16 protein-coding genes and 1 other RNA gene are annotated in these 18,878 nt (G+C 62.7%); 8 read left to right on the forward strand and 9 right to left on the reverse strand.

The annotated features are described in order from the left end of the window. Position 1 precedes the first annotated feature (1 nt). Entirely contained in the window at positions 2-1,543 is a 1,542-nt protein-coding gene (locus CXR25_RS09510) for a fatty acyl-CoA synthetase (RefSeq protein WP_114385050.1), read from the reverse strand. A gap of 188 nt (positions 1,544-1,731) precedes the next feature. On the opposite strand from CXR25_RS09510, the gene CXR25_RS09515 reads away from it, so the two are divergent. Both CXR25_RS09515 and CXR25_RS09520 read left to right on the forward strand, forming a co-directional pair. Continuing rightward, a complete protein-coding gene (locus CXR25_RS09515; protein WP_114385051.1) occupies positions 1,732-2,565 on the forward strand; it encodes a Nif3-like dinuclear metal center hexameric protein in 834 nt (277 codons plus the stop codon). A gap of 45 nt (positions 2,566-2,610) precedes the next feature. Then, a complete protein-coding gene (locus tag CXR25_RS09520) occupies positions 2,611-3,339 on the forward strand; it encodes a zinc ribbon domain-containing protein (protein WP_114385052.1) in 729 nt (242 codons plus the stop codon). Positions 3,340-3,405: 66 nt separating this feature from the next. On the opposite strand, the gene CXR25_RS09525 is transcribed toward CXR25_RS09520, so the two are convergent. Next, positions 3,406-4,182: a YaaA family protein gene (locus CXR25_RS09525; RefSeq protein WP_241212325.1), complete on the reverse strand. Its 777-nt coding sequence runs from the start codon at positions 4,180-4,182 to the stop codon at positions 3,406-3,408. A gap of 121 nt (positions 4,183-4,303) precedes the next feature. Here CXR25_RS09525 and rnpB point away from each other — a divergent pair. Next, positions 4,304-4,671, forward strand: an RNA gene (rnpB, locus tag CXR25_RS09530) — RNase P RNA component class A. Between the two features lie 46 nt (positions 4,672-4,717). On the opposite strand, the gene CXR25_RS09535 is transcribed toward rnpB, so the two are convergent. From CXR25_RS09535 to map, 3 genes are read right to left on the reverse strand one after another with little or no spacing between them, the layout of a single operon-like run. After that, entirely contained in the window at positions 4,718-5,383 is a 666-nt protein-coding gene (locus CXR25_RS09535; RefSeq protein WP_009885205.1) for a hypothetical protein, read from the reverse strand. 1 nt (position 5,384) lies between these two features. After that, positions 5,385-6,218, reverse strand: coding sequence for a polyphosphate--glucose phosphotransferase (ppgK, locus tag CXR25_RS09540; protein WP_069600121.1), 834 nt, complete (start codon positions 6,216-6,218; stop codon positions 5,385-5,387). A 10-nt stretch (positions 6,219-6,228) separates the two neighbouring features. Then, the gene (gene map / locus CXR25_RS09545; RefSeq protein ID WP_101638704.1) at positions 6,229-7,137 is read right to left on the reverse strand and encodes a type I methionyl aminopeptidase; all 909 of its coding nucleotides are present in this window, start codon (positions 7,135-7,137) and stop codon (positions 6,229-6,231) included. Between the two features lie 138 nt (positions 7,138-7,275). Between map and CXR25_RS09550 the strand changes: the two genes are divergently transcribed. Continuing rightward, complete coding sequence (locus CXR25_RS09550) at positions 7,276-8,001, forward strand: FadR/GntR family transcriptional regulator (RefSeq protein ID WP_096167059.1); 726 nt, start codon at positions 7,276-7,278, stop codon at positions 7,999-8,001. A gap of 168 nt (positions 8,002-8,169) precedes the next feature. Here the strand turns inward: CXR25_RS09550 and ald are convergent, their stop codons facing one another. Beyond that, positions 8,170-9,288, reverse strand: a complete 1,119-nt coding sequence (gene ald, locus CXR25_RS09555) for an alanine dehydrogenase (RefSeq protein ID WP_009885209.1) — start codon at positions 9,286-9,288, stop codon at positions 8,170-8,172. 328 nt (positions 9,289-9,616) lie between these two features. Between ald and CXR25_RS09560 the strand changes: the two genes are divergently transcribed. Genes CXR25_RS09560 through CXR25_RS09570 form a run of 3 tightly spaced genes read left to right on the forward strand, consistent with a single transcriptional unit; the run spans position 9,617 to position 14,228 of the window. Continuing rightward, positions 9,617-9,820 (forward strand): hypothetical protein, encoded by a 204-nt coding sequence (locus tag CXR25_RS09560; RefSeq protein WP_009885210.1) that lies wholly within the window; start codon positions 9,617-9,619, stop codon positions 9,818-9,820. A 3-nt stretch (positions 9,821-9,823) separates the two neighbouring features. Next, positions 9,824-11,182 carry a type I glutamate--ammonia ligase gene (glnA, locus tag CXR25_RS09565; RefSeq protein WP_009885211.1) on the forward strand — a complete coding sequence of 453 codons (1,359 nt, stop codon included), beginning with the start codon at positions 9,824-9,826 and terminating at the stop codon, positions 11,180-11,182. A 4-nt stretch (positions 11,183-11,186) separates the two neighbouring features. Then, positions 11,187-14,228: a bifunctional [glutamine synthetase] adenylyltransferase/[glutamine synthetase]-adenylyl-L-tyrosine phosphorylase gene (locus CXR25_RS09570; protein ID WP_069600123.1), complete on the forward strand. Its 3,042-nt coding sequence runs from the start codon at positions 11,187-11,189 to the stop codon at positions 14,226-14,228. A 9-nt stretch (positions 14,229-14,237) separates the two neighbouring features. Here CXR25_RS09570 and CXR25_RS09575 read toward each other — a convergent pair whose 3' ends face one another. Both CXR25_RS09575 and glnA (CXR25_RS09580) read right to left on the reverse strand, forming a co-directional pair. Next, positions 14,238-15,707, reverse strand: coding sequence for a mycothione reductase (locus CXR25_RS09575; protein WP_009884663.1), 1,470 nt, complete (start codon positions 15,705-15,707; stop codon positions 14,238-14,240). A 158-nt stretch (positions 15,708-15,865) separates the two neighbouring features. Beyond that, positions 15,866-17,290 (reverse strand): type I glutamate--ammonia ligase, encoded by a 1,425-nt coding sequence (gene glnA / locus CXR25_RS09580; RefSeq protein ID WP_009884662.1) that lies wholly within the window; start codon positions 17,288-17,290, stop codon positions 15,866-15,868. A 143-nt stretch (positions 17,291-17,433) separates the two neighbouring features. On the opposite strand from glnA (CXR25_RS09580), the gene CXR25_RS09585 reads away from it, so the two are divergent. Then, entirely contained in the window at positions 17,434-17,874 is a 441-nt protein-coding gene (locus tag CXR25_RS09585) for an RDD family protein (RefSeq protein ID WP_009884661.1), read from the forward strand. 248 nt (positions 17,875-18,122) lie between these two features. Here CXR25_RS09585 and CXR25_RS09590 read toward each other — a convergent pair whose 3' ends face one another. Then, a complete protein-coding gene (locus CXR25_RS09590) occupies positions 18,123-18,854 on the reverse strand; it encodes a DUF4191 domain-containing protein (protein WP_009884660.1) in 732 nt (243 codons plus the stop codon). Positions 18,855-18,878 lie beyond the last annotated feature (24 nt).

Below are 18,878 nucleotides of genomic sequence, written 5' to 3' on the forward strand. Positions count from 1 at the left end.
CTCAGGCCTCACGCAGCTGACGTTTGAGGATCTTGCCTGCCGAGTTCTTGGGCAGCTCGGTCACGAAGTCGACTCGCTTGGGGACCTTGAAGCCAGCGAGACGATCCTTGACATGGGCCAGCACATCCGCCTCGGTGATCTCGGGCTGCTCAGGCTTGGTCACGACGAAGTCGGTGACTGCCTCGATCCACTTCTCGTCGGCGACTCCGACGACCGCAACCTCGGCGACCTGGGGGAGTTCGAAGATCGCATCCTCGACCTGTCGGCTGGCGACGAGAACGCCGCCGGTGTTGATGACGTCCTTCACTCGGTCGATGACTTCGATGAAACCGGATTCGTCCACCGTCACGAGGTCTCCGGAATGGAACCAGCCGTTGTCGAAGGCCTCGGCGGTGGCCTCTGGCTTGTTCCAGTAGCCCTGGCACAGCTGCGGTGACCGGTAGAGGATCTCACCCTGCTCTCCTACGCCGACATCATTGCCCTCGCCGTCGACGACCCTGGTTTCGACGAAGAAGACGGACCGGCCGGCCGATGATGCGTGGTCATCGTGTTCCTCCGGCCTGAGGACCGTGCACAGCGGACCCATCTCGGACTGGCCGAAGCAGTTGTAGAAGCCGAGCTTGGGCAGACGCTGCCGCAGCTTCGCAAGCACCGGTCCGGGCATGATCGAGGCACCGTAGTAGGCCTTGCGCAGACTCTCCAAGTTACGGGTATCGAGGTCGGGACTGTTGGCCAGGGCAACCCATACCGTGGGGGCGGCGAAGAAGGAGTTGATCTCACGTTCTTCGAACAGCGCCAGCAGCTGGTCGGGGACCGGTGCGGGCACAACGATGTTGTGCGCGCCGATGGCCAGGAGCGGGATCAGGAAGACGTGCATCTGGGCCGAATGGTAGAGCGGCAGGGCGTGCACGACCCGGTCAGTGGGTGCGAAGTCGAGGTTCATCAGCGCCGACATGTATTCGTGGACGAGTGCCCGATGGGTCATGATCGCTCCCTTGGGCGCCGAGGTGGTGCCCGAGGTGTAGAGCAGCTGTGCGACGTCGGTGTCCACGACGTCGAATTCCCCGGTGCCGGCCGGCGCTGTGTCCGTGGCGGTGGCCGATTCCAGAAGTGTGGCGAAATCCTTGGACTGGACGCCCGCGCCGGTCGTGGTTGCTGCCACGGCGTCGAGAAGATCGGCATCGGCGAAGACGAGCTTTGCACCCGAGTTGTCCAGAATGTAGTCGAGTTCGTCGTTCTTGAGCTGGTAGTTCACCGGCACGTGGATGAGTCCCGCGCGTGCACATCCGAGGTAGAGGAGAAGGTAGAGATCGGAATTCTTCCCGTAGGCTGCGATGCGGTCGCCCTGCTGCACGCCGAGGCTCATAAGTTCACGTGCAACGGCCGTGACCGCGGTGTCCAGCGCGGAATAGGTCCAGATGCGATCACCGAACTCGACGGCGACATCGGCGCCGAAGCGTCCGGCGCTGCGACGCACGATGTCGGCAACGGTCGAGGAGAAGTGAAGATCGGGCGCTGGTGAATTCGTCTCATTGGTAGTCATGTGCCAAATCTATCGCCGAGCTCCCGTCAGATGTACCCCGGGTCACATTTTCTGGGAGCGTCTCAGGCAATTCTCTGCCACGAACCCCAGCTGAGGTGACGACGCCCGCGACCGGCCAGTGGTGCTCCGTGGTCGTCCGCCGGTCAGTACCGCCTGACCGAAATGTTCGGATGTAATACTGTGGTGGCATGAGATACCCGAAGGTCAGCGAATGTGTGGATGTGTTCGAAGCACTGTGGCCGACGGCCCTGGCGGAGAGTTGGGATTCGGTGGGTCTGGCTGTGGGTGATCCCGATGCGGAAGTGCGGTCGATCCTGCTCGCTCTCGACCCGATGGACGCGGTCATCGCCGAGGCGGTGGTCCTGGGATCTGACCTGGTGTTCAACCATCATCCGCTCATGCTCAAACCCGTGAAGTCGGTGAATGCGTCCACTCTCAAGGGCGGCGCCGTGCACACCCTGATCAGCAACGACATCGCGCTCTTCAACGCTCACACGAATGCGGACTCCGCACGTGGGGGAGTCTCCGACGTCCTCATCTCCCTGCTCGGCATCGACAACGCGCAGCCACTCGTCCCGCACGCCGAGGGGTCGCCCACCGGAATCGGACGAGTCGGTGACCTGCCGACGCCGACGCCTGTGCGCGATATCGCCCGCACCCTCTCGAACCGACTTCCACGGACAACGACCGGTGTGCGCATCGCCGGAGACCCGGCAGCCACAGTCGCACGGGTCGCCGTCTGCGGTGGAGCAGGCGACTCCTTGTTCGACGAGGTTCGGGCCAGCGGCGCGGAGGTCTACATCACCGCCGACCTCCGCCACCATCCCGCGACCGAGGCTCGCGATACCGCAAACAGAAACGACGGCCGCCCACAACTCATCGATGTCTCCCACTGGGCCTCCGAGACAGTCTGGCTGACTGCGGCGGCCGAACAGTTAGAGACCGAATTCGCCGAGCGCGGGCTCAGCGTCGCCCTGCAACATTCGGCGGTCAACACCGACCCCTGGGTCGAACGCTATTGACTCCCTGCCCACGCCCCCACACTCTTCGCTGACAAGGAACCGACAATGCTGATCACCGCCGAACAACGCACCGAACTCGAATCGCTCATCGAACTCGCCTCCCACGGACGTGCACTGCGACACGAACACGACAACCCGGCTCAAGCCTCGGCGCTGAAGGACCTGGTCTCCCAGCACAAGGAACTCGAAACCAAGAAGACAGAAGCCGCCGAGGTGGTGGAGAAGTTCCGCGCAGAGGTCGCCGAACATGCAGCAGCCATTGAGGCCCAGAACGCTCAGATCGCGAAGAAGACCGTCGAACTCAACGACGGCACCGGCCTGACCAGCCGAGACCTTGTGAATCTGCAGAACGAGATCTCCGGTCACGAGGAACGAGTGTCGGAACTGGAAGAGGCTGAGCTCGGTTCGATGGAGGAACTCGAGTCCGCTGAGACTGCTCTGTCGGACGTTGAGTCCTCTCTCGCCGAGGTGATCGCATCGGGCCGTGCCACGCAGACGGCCATCAAGGACCGCAAAGCGGAGTTGGCCGCACAGCTGGAGGCCAACAGTGCTTCGGCTGCGAAGCTCAAATCCGATCTCCCCGATGCTCTGGTTCGTCAGTTCGACCAGAACGTCGCTCAGGGCGGACCTGGGGCCGCCGTGCTCAGTGGCCCGAATTGTCAGGCTTGTGGCCAGGAAATCAGCGGCATGGCGTGGAAGGGCATGCTGCTGGAGGACCCGAACCAGACCTACGAATGCGAAGAGTGCGAGGCTGTTCTGCTGCGCAAGGGCTGAGACGCACCTCCGCTGGCGACTCAGGCACGTTCCGCTCGAGCCGCTCGTCCCGGTCGAGCCGCTCGCTCAGTCCCGCAGGATGATGGTCAGCGCCGCCGGTCGGTTCTTGGCATGCGGGGTGAACTCGACCTCGTAGGACTCTTCTGCTCGTGATACCAGATCTGCAGAGTTCGCCGGCAGCTCACGATCGTCTGCGAGCAATCGGCCGACGAGTTCGCCGCGATAGTACTTTGCCCAGTGAGAGACAACGCTGCGCTTGGCACCGGTGACCTTGACGGCTCCCAGGGTCACGACCTGCTCATGAGGGCCCGGCCAGGCGGCCCGGTAGTCACTGGAGCGGCAGTCGAGGATCACCTCGGCGGGGTCGACCGTGAAAGATTTGGCCAGAACAGGCTTCCACCAGGACGAGAGTTTGCCCAGGGTGCCCAGGTCCGTCTTCATCGCCAGTCGATAGGCAGGGATTGGATCGAGACCGTTGACCTGACCGAAGAGGGCAGAGAAGACGTGCACACTCCGCAGTCGCTGCGCCAGGGTTTCGTTCGTCAGAGCATCGGCGACGAGGTCGGGGGCGTCCATCGCCTCATAGAGGACACCTGAGTAGGTGAGCAGAGCAGGCGCGCAGGGCAGCGAGTCGAGGCTGACGTTGCGTTCGACATCGGCTGACAGTGAGGCACCCACGCCCAACTGCTTGAGAGCGTCCTTACGTTTGGAGACCCGCTGCAGGGCAGTGAGGACCTTCTTCCGCTGGGGATTGAGGTCGGGTGCCGAGAGTTCTGGCAGATCGAGCGGGGAGCCCGAAGTTGCGGGAGTCTTTCCCTCAGAGGGCGGCAGTAGGATCTTCACCTCACCATGGTAGGCCGCCAACGCTTCGGCCCCGATTCGCCGTCCACGTTAGTTTGATCACTCCCGGGACGAGGCCGCGACGAATGGTCCCGGCGTTGCGGGTAGACTCTTGAACTCGAGGACAGGTCACCAGACGGTCGCGGCTCTCTCACGAGGGCTGAGGAACGTCCGGGCTCCGCAGAGCAGGGATGGTGGGTAACACCCACCCGGGGCAACCCGCGGGCCAGTGCAACAGAAAGCAGACCGCCCAGTTTCGACTGGGTAAGGGTGAAACGGTGGTGTAAGAGACCACCAGGGTGTCGGGTGACCGGCGCCGCTGGGTAAACCCCATCCGGAGCAAGATCAGACAGACGACGTTCGAGGCTGCTCGCCGAGTCGTCGGGTGGATTGCTTGAGGCCGGTGGCAACATCGGTCCCAGATAGATGACCGTCCGTCGAGAAGGGTAACCGACTCGATGACAGAACCCGGCGTATCGGTGGCCTGTCCTCACACAAACATCGTCAGCGCATCAGCTCCGTCAGGGCATCAGCTCCGTCAGTCCATCATCCACGGTGCCGCGCCCCACCGATCTTCCCTGTATCTCCGGTTTCCGAAGAGCAGCAGCAGTGCGCACATGAGATAGACACCGGCGCTCAAGAGCACTCCCACGACGAGAATCGCGATATCGGCGGCGAAATCGATGCTTTCGGCCGGCTCGATGGGGGCATTGCCGTCGGCGCCGATGAGCACGCTGATCGTATCGCCCGTGTCGAACTCTTCGAACCCGTCCTTACCGCGATAGATCATCGGCTCCTCGATCGGTGATCCGTCGGTGTGCTGCAGGGTGTATTCGTGTGTGTAGACCTTCCGACCTCCTGGGTCGGTCGAGTCGTGAACCGTCTTGACCTCGGACGTATGGTCGACGACGACCACTTCAGTGAGTTCGCCGACGCGGCTGATGCCGAGGTCCTCGGCCAGCATGATCGATCCGAGTCCCGCCAGCGCGAATGCCGGCACCGCGAACCAGAGCACCCAACGCCGATCGAGGATCCGGCCGATGCCGACCAGGGCAACGAGGACTGAGCAGCACCCGATGATGATGCCGGCCAGCAGAAGGTTCGGCCAGAGGACGATGATCGCAGCGCCCACAGCCAGCAGAATCACCGTCGCGGCCATGACGATGAGCAGGCTGAGCTGACCGCGAAGACTGTGTGAGTCCATGCTACGAGCGGCTCTTCTTGACCTTCGCCTTGCCGTTGTTGATTGCGAGGATCGCGGCCCCGACGATGCCAGCGTTGTTGAACAGCTTGGCCGGCTTCATCTCGGCACGCGTCTTGATGTGATGGAGGAAGTCCGCATGCGACTTCGAGACTCCGCCGCCCACGAGGATGACGTCCGGGGACACGAGGAGCTCGATCTGCTGATAGTACTGCTGCAGCCGAGCCGCCCACTCCTCATAGCTGAGGTTCTCACGGACCTTGACGGACTCAGCGGCCTGAGTCTCCGCATCACGGCCGTTCATCTCGATGTGGCCCAACTCGGTGTAGGGCACCAGCCGTCCCTGCGTGAACAGTGCGGTGCCGATCCCGGTCCCCAGCGTCGTCATCAGGACGGTCTTCTTGCGATGCTTGCGTCCTGCGCCGAACACCATCTCGGCGAGGCCGGCGGCATCGGCGTCATTCATGATGAAGAAGCGACGACCTGTGTGTTCGGAGAGGATCTTGACGATGCTCGAACCGATCCACGACTGGTCGAGGTTCGCCGCGAAGTGCACCTCATCATCGAGGATGACGCCGGGGAAGCCGCACCCGATCGGCAGTGCGTCGAGCACTGCACGGTCGTCGACGATCTCAAGCTCGAGCGCCTTATCAGCCAGGTGTTCGAGGAGCTGCCCGATGGCCTCTGCCACAGCGGTCGGGGTGCTCGGCTTCGGGGTGAGCACTCGCACCCGCTTGAAGGCGAGGCTCCCCGTGGCCGTGTCGACGAGTGCGGCCTTGATTCCCGTGCCGCCGACGTCGACTCCGATGGCGAAGCGTCCCTGCGTATCGTCAGTCATGTCTGTCCTGTCAGTCTTCTCGGGCAATCGGTCCCTCGGCGATGGCGGTGTCCGCATCGGGGAGGGTGAGGATCTCGGCACCGGTCTCGGTGACGACAAGAGTGTGCTCGAACTGGGCGGAGCGCTTCCTGTCCTTTGTGACCACAGTCCAGGCGTCGTCCCAGACGTCCCAATCGACGGTTCCGAGGTTGAGCATCGGTTCGATGGTGAAGATCATTCCCGGTTCCATCACCTCGGCGTGGGCAGGTGCGGCGTCGTAGTGGGGGACGATGAGGCCGGAGTGGAACTCGCGGCCGACACCGTGCCCGCTGTAGTCGCGGACGACTCCGTACTCGAAGCGCTTCGCGTACTTCTCGATGACTCGTCCGATCACGTTGATCTCGCGGCCGGGTTTGACGGCTTTGATGCCGCGCATGGTGGCTTCCCACGTCCGTTCGACGAGGAGTCGGGACTCCTCGTCAACGTCTCCGGCGTAGAAGGTGTAGTTCGTGTCTCCGTGCATGCCGTCGATGTAGGCGGTGATGTCGACGTTGACGATGTCGCCGTCGGCGATGACCGTGGAATCGGGAATCCCGTGGCAGATGACCTCGTTGAGTGAGGTGCACACGGACTTCGGGAATCCCCGATAGCCCAGCGTCGACGGATAGGCCCCGTGGTCGCACATGTACTCATGGGCAACACGGTCGATGGCGTCGGTTGTGATCCCGGGTTCGATGATCTCGCCGACAGCAGCCAGAGCATTTGCTGCGATCCTGCCCGCAACGCGGACCCTTTCGATCTCCTCGGCTGAGTAGAAGTTGTTTCCCCGACCTTCGTCGGCATCGGCGCGTCCGACATATTCGGGTCGCGTGATGCTGCGGGGGGCTGGCAGTTCGGCAGAGATGGTGCCGGGCGTGAGCAGGCGAGGCGTATCAGTCATGGTGCCTTCGATTCTAGAGCGGTTGAACCCAGATATTCCACAATTGCGGTGCCTGTCGGTGCGGGCCTGCCGTGGGAGAGGATAATAGAGTGAAAGGAACGGCCAGCGAAGGCCACAATGTTGGGCAAAGGGGGAGTGATGAGCGAACGGGCAGATGTGACCGGTCCCGAATTCTCCGGACTCAGCGACGTGGTGAGCCTGACGAGTGCACCGCAGCAGATCGCAGACCACATCCTCTCCGGCATCGCCGTCGGTGCATTGCCCGAAGGCACGCTGCTGCCCGGGGAGAGAGCTCTGGCCGCCGATCTTCAGGTTTCACGCTCAAGTGTGCGTGCGGCGCTGCTGCGTTTGGAGCGCCTCGGTGTCGTCGAACGGCGGCGCGGACGCGGCGGCGGCACCTTCGTCTCCAACGCGGAACCGACTGCGCTGGCTCCCATGGCCGATCGCATCGGTGAGTTCCATGCCGAACGCAGAAATCTCCTCGATGCCCGCGCGGTCTTCCAGAACAGTCTGGCTGCGACTGCTGCACTGCGGCGAACCGATGAGGAGCTCACCGAGCTTCGGCAGTTGGCGCAGAGATACTCCGAACGCGCCGAGGCGGGGGTGGCCAGAACAGCTGACGCGCAGTTCCATTTCGCCATCGCTCGGGCCGGGCATAACCCGGAGCTCGTTCGCATGGCCATCGACATCGACACCAGGATCAACGCCGGGTTCCGTCACGATCCCTTCTCCCATGAACTCTTCGATCATGCCGTTGCCGATCACGCTGCCATCGTCGAGGCGATCGCTGGTCAGGACGCGCAGGCGGCGGGGATGCTGTGTGAGGAGCACTTCCGGTCGACGACGATGCCACCGCGCAGCTGAGACCAATCCAGCTCCGGTGCGGCTGACGCTTCCCGCATCCCCTGTGATCTCAGAGGTACCCCCTCACATCGAGGAGCGCCCCTTAACAACGCCGAAGGCCGACACCACAACGATGGTGTCGGCCTTCCGCGTGTGCGTTTCAGGTGATATTCACCGGAACGTGTGCGCTCAGTTCGCCAGGGCGTGTTCGACGGAGACTGCCTCGAGTCCGAAGGCCTCGGCGACGTTGTCATTGGTCACGTGTCCGTTGTGGATGTTGAGTCCACGGGCCAGTGCCGAATCCTTCGACAGGGCCGCGTGCCACCCCTGGTTGGCGATCTTGACCGCGAACGGCAGGGTCGCGTTCGTCAATGCCGCTGTGGCTGTGTTCGGTACCGCTCCGGGCATGTTCGCCACGCAGTAGTAGATCGAGTTGTGGACCTCGAACGTCGGATCGTCATGCGTCGTCGGTCGCGAGTTCTCGAAGCAGCCGCCCTGATCGATGGCGATATCGACGAGCACGGAACCTGGCTTCATGCCGGCTACCATCTCGTCGGTGACGAGCTTCGGCGCCTTCTTGCCCGGGATGAGGACCGAGCCGATGACCAGGTCTGCAGAGGCCAGGGACTTCGTGATCTCGTACTTGTTCGACACCTTGGTGGCGATGGCACCGGCAAAGGTCTCATCGATCTGGCGCAGTCGGGGGATGTTGATATCGATGACCTCGACTGCGGCGCCCAGGCCCAATGCCATGCGCGCGGCATTCGTGCCGGCGACGCCGGCACCGATGACGACGACGTTGGCCCGTTCTACTCCGGGGACTCCGGAGAGCAGGATCCCGCGCCCGCCCGAGGCCTTGAGCAGACTGTGGGCTCCGACCTGGGTGGAGAGTCGACCGGCGATCTCACTCATCGGAGCCAGCAGGGGAAGGCCTCCGGCGTCGGGCTGGACCGTCTCGTAGGCGATGGCTGTGGTGCCTGCGTTCATGAGCGCCTGAGTCAGCGCTTCATCTGCAGCCAGGTGCAGGTAGGTGAAGAGAATCAGATCCTTGCGCAGGAATCCGTATTCTTCGGCGATGGGCTCTTTGACCTTGAGGACCATGTCTCCGGCGGCCCAGGTGGTCTTCGCGTCGGGAGCGATGGTGGCGCCGGCTTCGGTGTACTCATCATCGGTGATGAATGATCCTTCGCCGGCACCGGCCTGAACTGTGACGTCGTGTCCGTGGGCAACGAGCTCGTGGACGCCGGCAGCGGTGATGGCGACGCGGAACTCGTTGTTCTTGACCTCTGTGGGCACTGAAATGCGCATAGCTTTCCTTCTCTCATGTTGCCCCATGGGCAGTTCCAGCCAGTTCGAACTGTGGCTGAGGATACATCTCACTGTATTCCTTAGAAGGTCTGGAGGGCAAACCTTTATGTCCAGTATTCGTGACGAATTTTGCGGAATCGGTGGAAAATTGGTCGCCTTGATACGAAATGTTGAACTTTTGTCGCTGACCGACGCAATTAAGACGAACTTTTTGGAGGCACCGACCATCGGGCGACTGGCAGGGACGACCAAGTCATGGCGGCAACGGGCAGAACCGGTAAGCTGAAATCTGTCAGGGATTCACCACACCCGCGATGGAGGGCTCGACATGGGACTGTTCAAGGATATCGACGACGCTGATTCGAAGTACTACTTCAATCTCAAGACCAACAAGGTCGAACGCGGCCTGGTCAGCGATGCGGACCATCGCATGGGCCCCTATGAGACAGAGGAAGTGGCCCAAGCCGCCCTCGAGCGTGCTCAGGCTCGCAATGAGGAGTGGGAAGAAGACGACAAGAAGTGGAACGGCTGAGGAATGTCGCGTCAGGAAGAATTCGTTCTTCGCACCGTCGAGGATCGTGAAGTCCGCTTCATCCGGCTCTGGTTCACCGACGTCCTCGGGGGCCTGAAGTCCGTCGCGGTCGTTCCCGCAGAACTCGAGGGGGCGTTCTCCGAGGGGATCGGGTTCGACGGTTCCGCTGTCGAAGGACTCTCACGTGTCTATGAGGCCGATATGGTGCTCAAGCCGGACCCTTCGACCTTCTCGCTGCTGCCTTGGCGCGGAGAGAAGGAACCCACGGGGAGGATGTTCTGCGACATCCATGTGCCCGGGGGCGAGCCGGCGCAGGCCGATCCGCGCAATGTCCTCAAACGGACGCTGGCGAAGGCTGCCGAGAAGGGCTTCTCCTTCTATGTTCACCCGGAGATCGAGTTCTACCTCTTCCAGACGTCCAACCTCGATCCCGTCAGCGGCATCCTCGAGGGCACGACTCCCATCCCCGTCGACACCGCAGGGTACTTCGACCACGTCAACGGCGGGACAGCCAACGATTTCCGACGCTCGGCAGTCACCATGCTCGAAGCCATGGGGCTGTCCGTGGAGTTCTCACACCACGAGGCCGGACCAGGTCAGAACGAGATCGACCTGCGCTACGCAGACGCCCTGACCATGGCCGACAACATCATGACCTTCCGATCGGTGATCAAGGAGGTGGCGATCTCCCAGGGCGTGTACGCCTCGTTCATGCCCAAACCCCTCAATGATCATCCAGGCAGCGGAATGCACACACACGTCTCGCTCTTCGAAGGTGAGAACAACGCCTTCTTCGAGCCCGGGGCCATGTACCAGCTGTCGAAGACCGGCAGGCAGTTCATCGCCGGAGTCCTCACCCACGCCGCGGAGATCACCGCGGTGACGAACCAGCATGTGAACTCCTACAAGCGACTGTGGACCGGTCATGAGGCCCCGTCCTATATCTCGTGGGGACATCGGAACCGGTCCGCGCTGGTCCGGGTGCCGCAGTACAACTCGGGCAAGTCCTCTTCGGCTCGCATCGAGTACCGGGCCCTTGACTCCTCGGCAAACCCGTATCTGTCCTATGCGCTCCTGCTCGCCGCGGGGCTCAAGGGCATCGAGGAGGACTACGAACTGCCAGAGGAGGCAGAGGACAACGTCTGGCAGCTCTCGGACACGGAACGCCGGGCCATGGGAATTCAGGCCCTGCCGACCAGTCTGTCGCACGCCTTGGAGATCATGGAGCAGTCCGATCTCGTTGCAGAGACCCTGGGCGAGGAGGTCTTCGATTTCTTCCTGCGCAACAAACGACAGGAATGGAATGACTACCGCGCTCAGGTGACGCCGTTCGAGCTCAGCAAACACTTCACCTCGATGTAGACCCATGGCACGAATCACTTCGCGCACCTCCGTCGTCTCCTCGTCAGCGGCCCGCTTCCTCGATGAGATCGATGAGCTCGTCGGCGAGCCTCTGGCCACCGATTCTCGGTTCATCGATCTCCTCGAAGCGACCCCGGATCCCCACGCGGCCGCACTGGGCCTGCTCCGGGTCCTGGAGGCGGCGGGGGAGTCGGCACCTCAGTTCCTGTCCGCCATCCGTTCCGGGGCCGGGGAGGATCTGGCTGAGGACGAACTCGACCGTGCGCTGCTGCGTCGAGTGCTGGCGGTCATGGGCACCTCAGAAGCGATGGTCGACCACCTCGTGCGGCATCCTGAGTCTCTGCCGCAGCTGGTGGAGCAGTCACCGTTCCTCATGATCTCCACCCCGGCGGCTTCGGCGGCAGCGCTGCGCAGAGATCTGCTGAGCGCCGTGGGCGCCGACCCTGATTCACCGGCGCCTACGGCGGACCACCTCGGCGATGAGGCGATCAAGGACCTTCGTCGCACCTATCGCGATGCCCAGCTGCGGCTGGTCGCCGATGATCTCGTCGCCGAGGCGCCCGAGGAGATCGTCGACCACGTGATGGCTGTGCTCTCTGACCTGGCGGCGGCGGCGATGGATGCCGCACTGGCCATCGCCCGGGCAGAGCTCGATCCTCAGGGCACGGTTCGCATTGCGGTGATCGCCCTGGGAAAGACTGGGGCTCGTGAACTCAACTATGTCTCAGACGTCGATGTGGTCTTCGTCCTCGACTCCTCGACGAACGATGAACAGCGCGAACTGGCCACTGAACTGGCCCAACGTATGCGCAGCATCCTCTCCGACGCCGGAGCAGAACCTGCCCTGTGGGAGGTCGATACCGCGCTGCGCCCCGAAGGCAAAGCGGGGGCATTGGTGCGCACCATGTCCGAGTTCACGCGCTACTACGCCGACATCGCAAAGAACTGGGAGTTCCAGGCTCTTCTCAAGGCACGGCCCGTGGCCGGTGATGTGGGAGTGGGCGAGGAGTTCGTCGAAACGCTCCTGCCGCTCGTGTGGGAGTCCGCCAGCAGGCAGGGATTCATCGACGGAATCCGTTCGATGCGTCGTCGTGTCGTGGATCTCATTCCCGCCGCCGAGGCGCCCAGGCAGATCAAGCTCGGACGTGGGGGACTGCGTGACGTGGAGTTCTCCGCGCAGCTGCTCCAACTCGTCCACGGGCGCACGGACGAGGAGATCCGGACTCCGAATACTCTCGTGGCGTTGGAGGAGTTGGGAGAGCACGGGTACATCGGAAAAGAGGATGCCTACGTCTTCTCCTCCGCCTACCGTTTCATGCGCGTGGTCGAACACCGGGTCCAGATTCCGCGGATGCTGCGCAATGCACTCATCCCCGACGACGATGAGAAGCTGCGCATTCTCGCGCGCTCGGTCTTCACCTCGGGTTCACGCACCGGCGCCCGGCTGGAGGACACCCGCAAGGACTACGCGAAACAGGTCACCCGCCTCCACGAGCAGATCTTCTACCGCCCCATCCTCGATGCGGCGGTCGGCGTCCACGGTGCCGTGGTCGATGCACACAATCGCGGCAGCAGCATGCAGGCTGCCGCCGATCGGCTCCAGGCATTCGGGTACCGCGACCCGCAGGGGGCTCTGGCCCACATCAAGGCGCTGACGTCTGGTATGTCGCGCACCGCGCTGGTCATCAAGCAGGTCCTGCCGGCGCTGCTGGACTGGTTCTCAGACGGTGTCAGTCCCGATGCCGCGCTGTTGGCATTTCGTCGGCTCACAGACTCACTGTCATCATCCGGTTGGTTCCTCAAGATGCTCCGGGACTCCGGACTGGCGGCGAAGTCCGTAGCGGAGGTCCTCTCGCTGTCCGGCTATGCCAGCGAACTGCTGCTGCGCCAGCCTGCCGCCGTTGCCTGGTTGGACAACTTCGACAACCTCAAGTCCCGCGATTCGAAGGCACTTGCCGCCGAGGTCGCAGGGCTGCTCAAACGGCATGGGGCAGCGTCGATCACACCGATACGCGAAACCTACAGTCGTGAACTTCTGCGCATCGCTCTGCGCGATGTCCTCGATGTCGGCGATCGAGCCGAAATCCCCGGCGATCTCTCTGCCCTGATGGATCTGACGGTCAGCGGTGCGCTGCAGGCCGTGCGGCTTGACCTCGATGGGCCAGAGACTCCGCCCTACGAGTTCGCGATCATCGCAATGGGCCGCTGGGGCGGAAATGAGATCGGGTACTTCTCCGATGCTGATGTGACCTTCGTCTTCCGCTCCGTCGGTGAGGAGCTGGGTGCCGAGGATAAGGCCAAGCTGAGCAAGCACGTCAACAAGGTTGCCCTCGGGTTGGGGAGCCGACTCAAGGCCAGCGATGCCGCGCAGGGTGTGGATCTCGACGCAGATCTGCGTCCGGAGGGCAAGAACGGGCCTTTGGTCCGTGCGCTCTCGTCCTACCGGGCCTACTATGCGAAGTGGTCCCAACCGTGGGAGGCGCAGGCGCTGCTGAGGGCGCGTCCGGTCGCCGGTGACTCCGGCCTCATCGAAGACTTCACGGAGCTGATCGATCCGCTGCGCTATCCGGTGGAGATGCCGACGAAGTCGCTGACGCAGGTTCGCACCCTCAAGGCACGGATGGAGGACGAGCGTCTGCCCCGCAATGCGGACAAACGTCGCCACCTCAAGCTCGGCCGAGGCAGCCTCTCCGACGTCGAGTGGACCGTCCAGCTCCTGCAGCTTCAGCACGCCCACAGGATTCCTGGCCTGCGCACGACATCGACGCTGACAGCCCTCAGTGTCGCAGCCGAGGAAGGGCTCATCCCCACGGATGATGCCGAGGAGCTGGCGGCCGCATGGCAGCTGGCCACCAACGTCCGCTCAGCCGTGATGCTGTATCGAGGGCGAACCGCCCAATCACTGCCAGAGGAGCACTTCGAGCTGGAGGCCACGGCCCGGCTGCTCGGATATCCGGCGGGTGGCGGTCACGAACTCGAAGACGACTATCTGCGCACCACCCGCCATGCCAGGAACATCATGGAGGAACACTTCTACGGCTTCTGACGCCCGTCCTCAGGCGTCGTTGAACTCCAGGCCCAGCAGCGCGTTCTCAACGACCTCAGGCAGAGCCGGATGAATCCAGTACTGTCCCTTGGCCACCTCGTCGGCTCGCTGGTCGAACGCCATCGCCTGGATCAGCGGCTGGATGATCATGGACGCTTCATGACCGACGATGTGCGCGCCCAGGATCTTGCGCGTTGCACGGTCGGCGACGATCTTCACGATCCCGGGGTCATCGGCCATCGCCCACCCGTAGGCCACGTCGGCATACTTCTGCACCTTCACGCTCACGTCATGGCCGGCCCGCCGGGCTTCCTCCTCGGTGATGCCGACATAGGCGACCTGCGGCGAGGTGAACACCGCACCGGGAACGGCGTGATGGTTGACCTCCCGCAGCTGCGCCTCGGCGCCGCTTCCCGGTGCACCGGCTGCCACGTCCACGGCCAGGTTGTCACCGACGACGGCAGCTTCGTGATTGGCGACGTGCTTGAGCTGGTGCGGCGAGCTGATGTCGCCGAGGGCGAACACGCCGGGAACCGGACGGCCCTGGGACAGCACGCGCTGACGTGAGTCGACGCTGAGTCGCGCATCATCGAGGATGTCGAAACCGGCGTCGCCCACGCGCAGGCTCGTGGTGTTCGGTGTGCGCCCGGTGGCGATGAGAACCGCATCCGCGTCCAGCTGCGCAGGCAGATCGACATCGCCGAGGCGGCCGCTGGGTCGCAGTGTCACGCTCACCTGGTCGTTGTCGAAGCTGTAGGACGCCACCTCTGCTCCGCGGTGGACAGTATGGTTGCGTTCGAAGAGTTCGGTGAACTCCGTTGAGACTTCCTCATCGATGGTGCCGAGCAGACGTGGACCACGGGCGATCACGGTCACCTCGGTGCCGAGCCCGGCGAAGACGTGGGCGAACTCCATGGCGATGATGCCGGACCCGATGATGACCAGGCGTTCGGGTCTCTGGGGAATGCGCATGATCGAGTTGGAGGTGAAGACGGGGTAGCCATCGGTGTCCACCAGCTTCGGCTCGAGTCCTGTGGCCTCGGGGATGACGGGGGAGGCCCCGGCCGCGATGACGATTCGATCAGCTGTGATCGTCTCACCTGAGGCCGTTCGCACCGTTTTCTCTCCGACGAACTCGACGTGTTCGGCGACGACGCTCACATTGGGTTGCCGGTCGCCGCTGCGGTAGTCCCGACCTCCGGATTCGATGGCGTCGACCCGGTCGAAGATGCGTTTCTGCAGCGCGGGCCAATCCACGCCGTGAAAGTCGGTCGAGAGGTTGTAGCGGTTCGCCTCGGCTGCCTGTTCGGCGATTGTGGCGGGATAGACGAACATCTTCGTCGGTATGCATCCCACGTTGAGGCAGGTGCCGCCGAAGTGCCATTCTTCGGCAATCGCGACGTTGAGTCCGGAGAAGCGGTCGTCGAGGAACATGTTCCCCGACCCTGTGCCGATCAGTAGGAGATCGAAATGCGTCATTGTCCATCCCTGTATCAGTTGTGGTCACAATCGAATGCGGCCCTGGTCAGATGCACTGAAGGGCGCCACGGGTGAAACCCGTGACGCCCCCACTGTATTCCCTCAGTCCGTGGCTCACCTGCTCTGTGGCAGGAGCCGACTAGGTCTGGGGATGTGGCTCAGAGTCCGTAGTAGAGCTCGAATTCTGTCGGAGTCGGACGCAGACGTGCAACGTCGATCTCGTTCTCCCGTTTGATCCGAATCCACGTCTCGATCAGGTCGGAGGTGAAGACGTCGCCCGCGGTGAGGAAGTCGTGGTCCTTTTCGAGCTCGATGAGCGCCTCATCGAGGGAGCCGGGGACCAGCTTGATGTCCTTGGCCTCCTCTGGTGGGAGCTCGTAGAGGTCCTTGTCGATGGGCTCCGGGGGCTCGATGCGATTGCGGATTCCGTCGAGGCCGGCCATCAGCTGGGCCGAGAAGGCCAAGTAGGGGTTGGTCGACGGGTCCGGCACGCGGAACTCGAGACGCTTGGCCTTCGGCGAGCTGCCGGTGACCGGGATGCGGATCGCGGCGGAGCGGTTGCGAGCCGAGTAGACGAGGTTGACGGGAGCTTCGTATCCGGGCACGAGACGACGGTACGAGTTGATCGTCGGGTTGGTGAAGGCCAGCACTGCGCCTGCGTGTTCGATGAGGCCGCCGATGTACCAGCGAGCCAGATCGGAGAGCCCACCATAGCCGTTCTCGTCGTAGAACAGCGGTTCACCGTTCTTCCACAGCGACTGGTGGCAGTGCATGCCCGAACCGTTGTCATCGAAGAGCGGCTTGGGCATGAAGGTGGCCGACTTGCCGAGTTCGTAGGCGGTGTTCTTGATCACGTACTTGAAGTCGAGGAGCTGATCGCCGGCATGCTGCAGGGTCTTGAACTTGTAGTTGATCTCCTGCTGACCTGCGGTGCCGACCTCATGGTGGGCCCGCTCCATCTCGAAACCGATCTGCTCCAGCGTCAGCGACATCTGATCGCGGATGTCGGCGAACTTATCCTGGGGTGAGACAGGGAAGTATCCGCCCTTGAACGGGGTCTTGTAGCCGAGGTTGCCGCCGGGCTCGTCTTCGCCCGTGCTCCAGGCGGCTTCTTCAGAGTCGATCTTGTAGAAGCTGCTGCCCGGGGTGTTCTGGTAGCGGATGGAGTCGAAGAGGTAGAACTCCGCCTCGGCTCCGAAGAATACGGTGTCGGCGATTCCAGTGCTTTCGAGGTAGGCCTCGGCCTTGGCCGCAACCTGGCGCGGATCACGGGAGTAGGGCTCATCGGTGAAGGGATCGACGATTGAGTGAGTGATGACCAATGTTTTGGCCTCACGGAATGGGTCGATGTAGGCCGATGAGACATCGGCGAGCAGCTTCATATCCGACTCGTGAATACCCTGGAAGCCCGTGATTGAGGAACCGTCGAAGAGCAGCCCTTCGGTGATCTCTTCCGTGCCGTATGAGGCCGCTGGAAGGTTGAAATGCTGGACGACACCGGGGAGGTCGCAGAAGCGAACGTCAACGAATTTGACGTCGTTCTCCGAGATGTAGTTGACGAGTTCTTCAGCAGACGAGAACACTTAGTCTCCTAGTTAGGTTATGGTGGTCGTTTGTCTTGACCACCCCCAAGCTTAGTTGCAAGCGGGTGAAGTGGTGATGTCGTCCGTGTTTCGGGCATGTTTCCTGAGGATTCGTCCAGGATCGACTTGGGTAAGCTGGGTCCGTGATTAATCGTGATGACCTCGGCTCCTGGCTTGAGGGACCCAAGATCGAACGAGAAGACGGAGACTGGCCTGGCCGGCGTTTGGGCTTGCCGGAGACCGGTTCTCATTCGGTGGCTCCGGCCTGGCGAAGGCTGCTGGGACTGATGGTCGATTGGTTCATGTGCCTGGCCATCGCCAATCTCATCGGTTCGTCCAATCCGTTCCTGGTACCCGGGCTCTTCGCCCTTGAGCATTTCCTGCTCGTGTCGACGCTCGGCTACACGGTGGGCCACCGGATCTTCGGCATCGAAGTCCGTCGCCTCGACGGTCATATGCCTGGGTTGGTCAAGACCCTCATCCGCACGGTTCTGGTCGTTCTCGTCATCCCCGCGCTGATCTTTAACCGCGACAATCGTGGTCTCCATGATCTGGCTGCCGGCACACTCATTCTCAAACGCTGAACAGTTGAGCCGCGGATTCGGTGACGAACAACCTCGGTGACGAACAACCTGGGTGACGACCTGGCTGGGGCGAGGACTGGATCGACCGAGAGCCGAAAGCAGTAAGCGCACCGTCCAGGTACGGCAGAGGGCACCGACTCATTCGAGTCGGTGCCCTCTGCTTTGTGTTCAAGACTTGAAGTCTTCGCGCAACCGGAGGACTGTCGTCCCCTGTGGCCGTCTGCTGGCTCAAGTCAGGCCAGGTTGGATCAGCGTCCGCGCATCGCCTTGTGATTCGGGCGAGCCTTGTTCGGATCGATGCCCTTCGGAATCGGGGGACGGGTGCCCTGAGTGCCGAGAGCAGCGAGGCGGTTTCGCACGGCCAGGACCTCGGTCTTATTGAGCTTACGAGGCAGCTTCTGCACGGCAGGAACGACCTGCTTCATCTTCAGCTGTCCCTCTTCGTTGCCACCCTGGAACGTATGGACCGGGACGTTGGGCAGAATGCGCTCGTGACGCTTCCTCTCCTTGGCCAGCAGTTTCGCACTGCGTCCCTTCGGTCCTTCGCTGAGCAGAACGACACCCGCACGACCCGTTGACCGAAACACGAGGTCACGGCTCTTCGGATCGATGGCGATGGGCTTGTCGTCCATCAGGTAACCGCGGCGGGCGGTGTTGAGGACGGCGCCGAAGGCTCCGGGCTGACCATCCATCTGTGCGAAGGCGGCAGTCTCAGCGAACCGACCGAGCATGAACATGCCGAGGAGCAGACCCACCATGAAGCCGAGGATCGTGGTGAAGACCGCTCCACCGAACAGAAGCCCGGCCAGCAGGCCGAGCAGTGTGCAGCCGAGGATCGCTGCGGCCAGCAGCCACGGAGTGGCCTTATTATGTTTGGCCGACAGCTCATAGACCTGCTTCATCTGCGCCAGACGGCCCGGCTTCTTGTTCGGGTCCTTGGGCTTCCGGCGGAAAAGTCCCTTGCGCGGTTCTTCGCTCATGCTCTCACTTGCTCTTGAATGGCG

It is taken from the genome of Brevibacterium aurantiacum, from assembly GCF_003932995.1.
In the GTDB taxonomy this organism is placed as follows: Bacteria; Actinomycetota; Actinomycetes; order Actinomycetales; family Brevibacteriaceae; genus Brevibacterium; species Brevibacterium aurantiacum.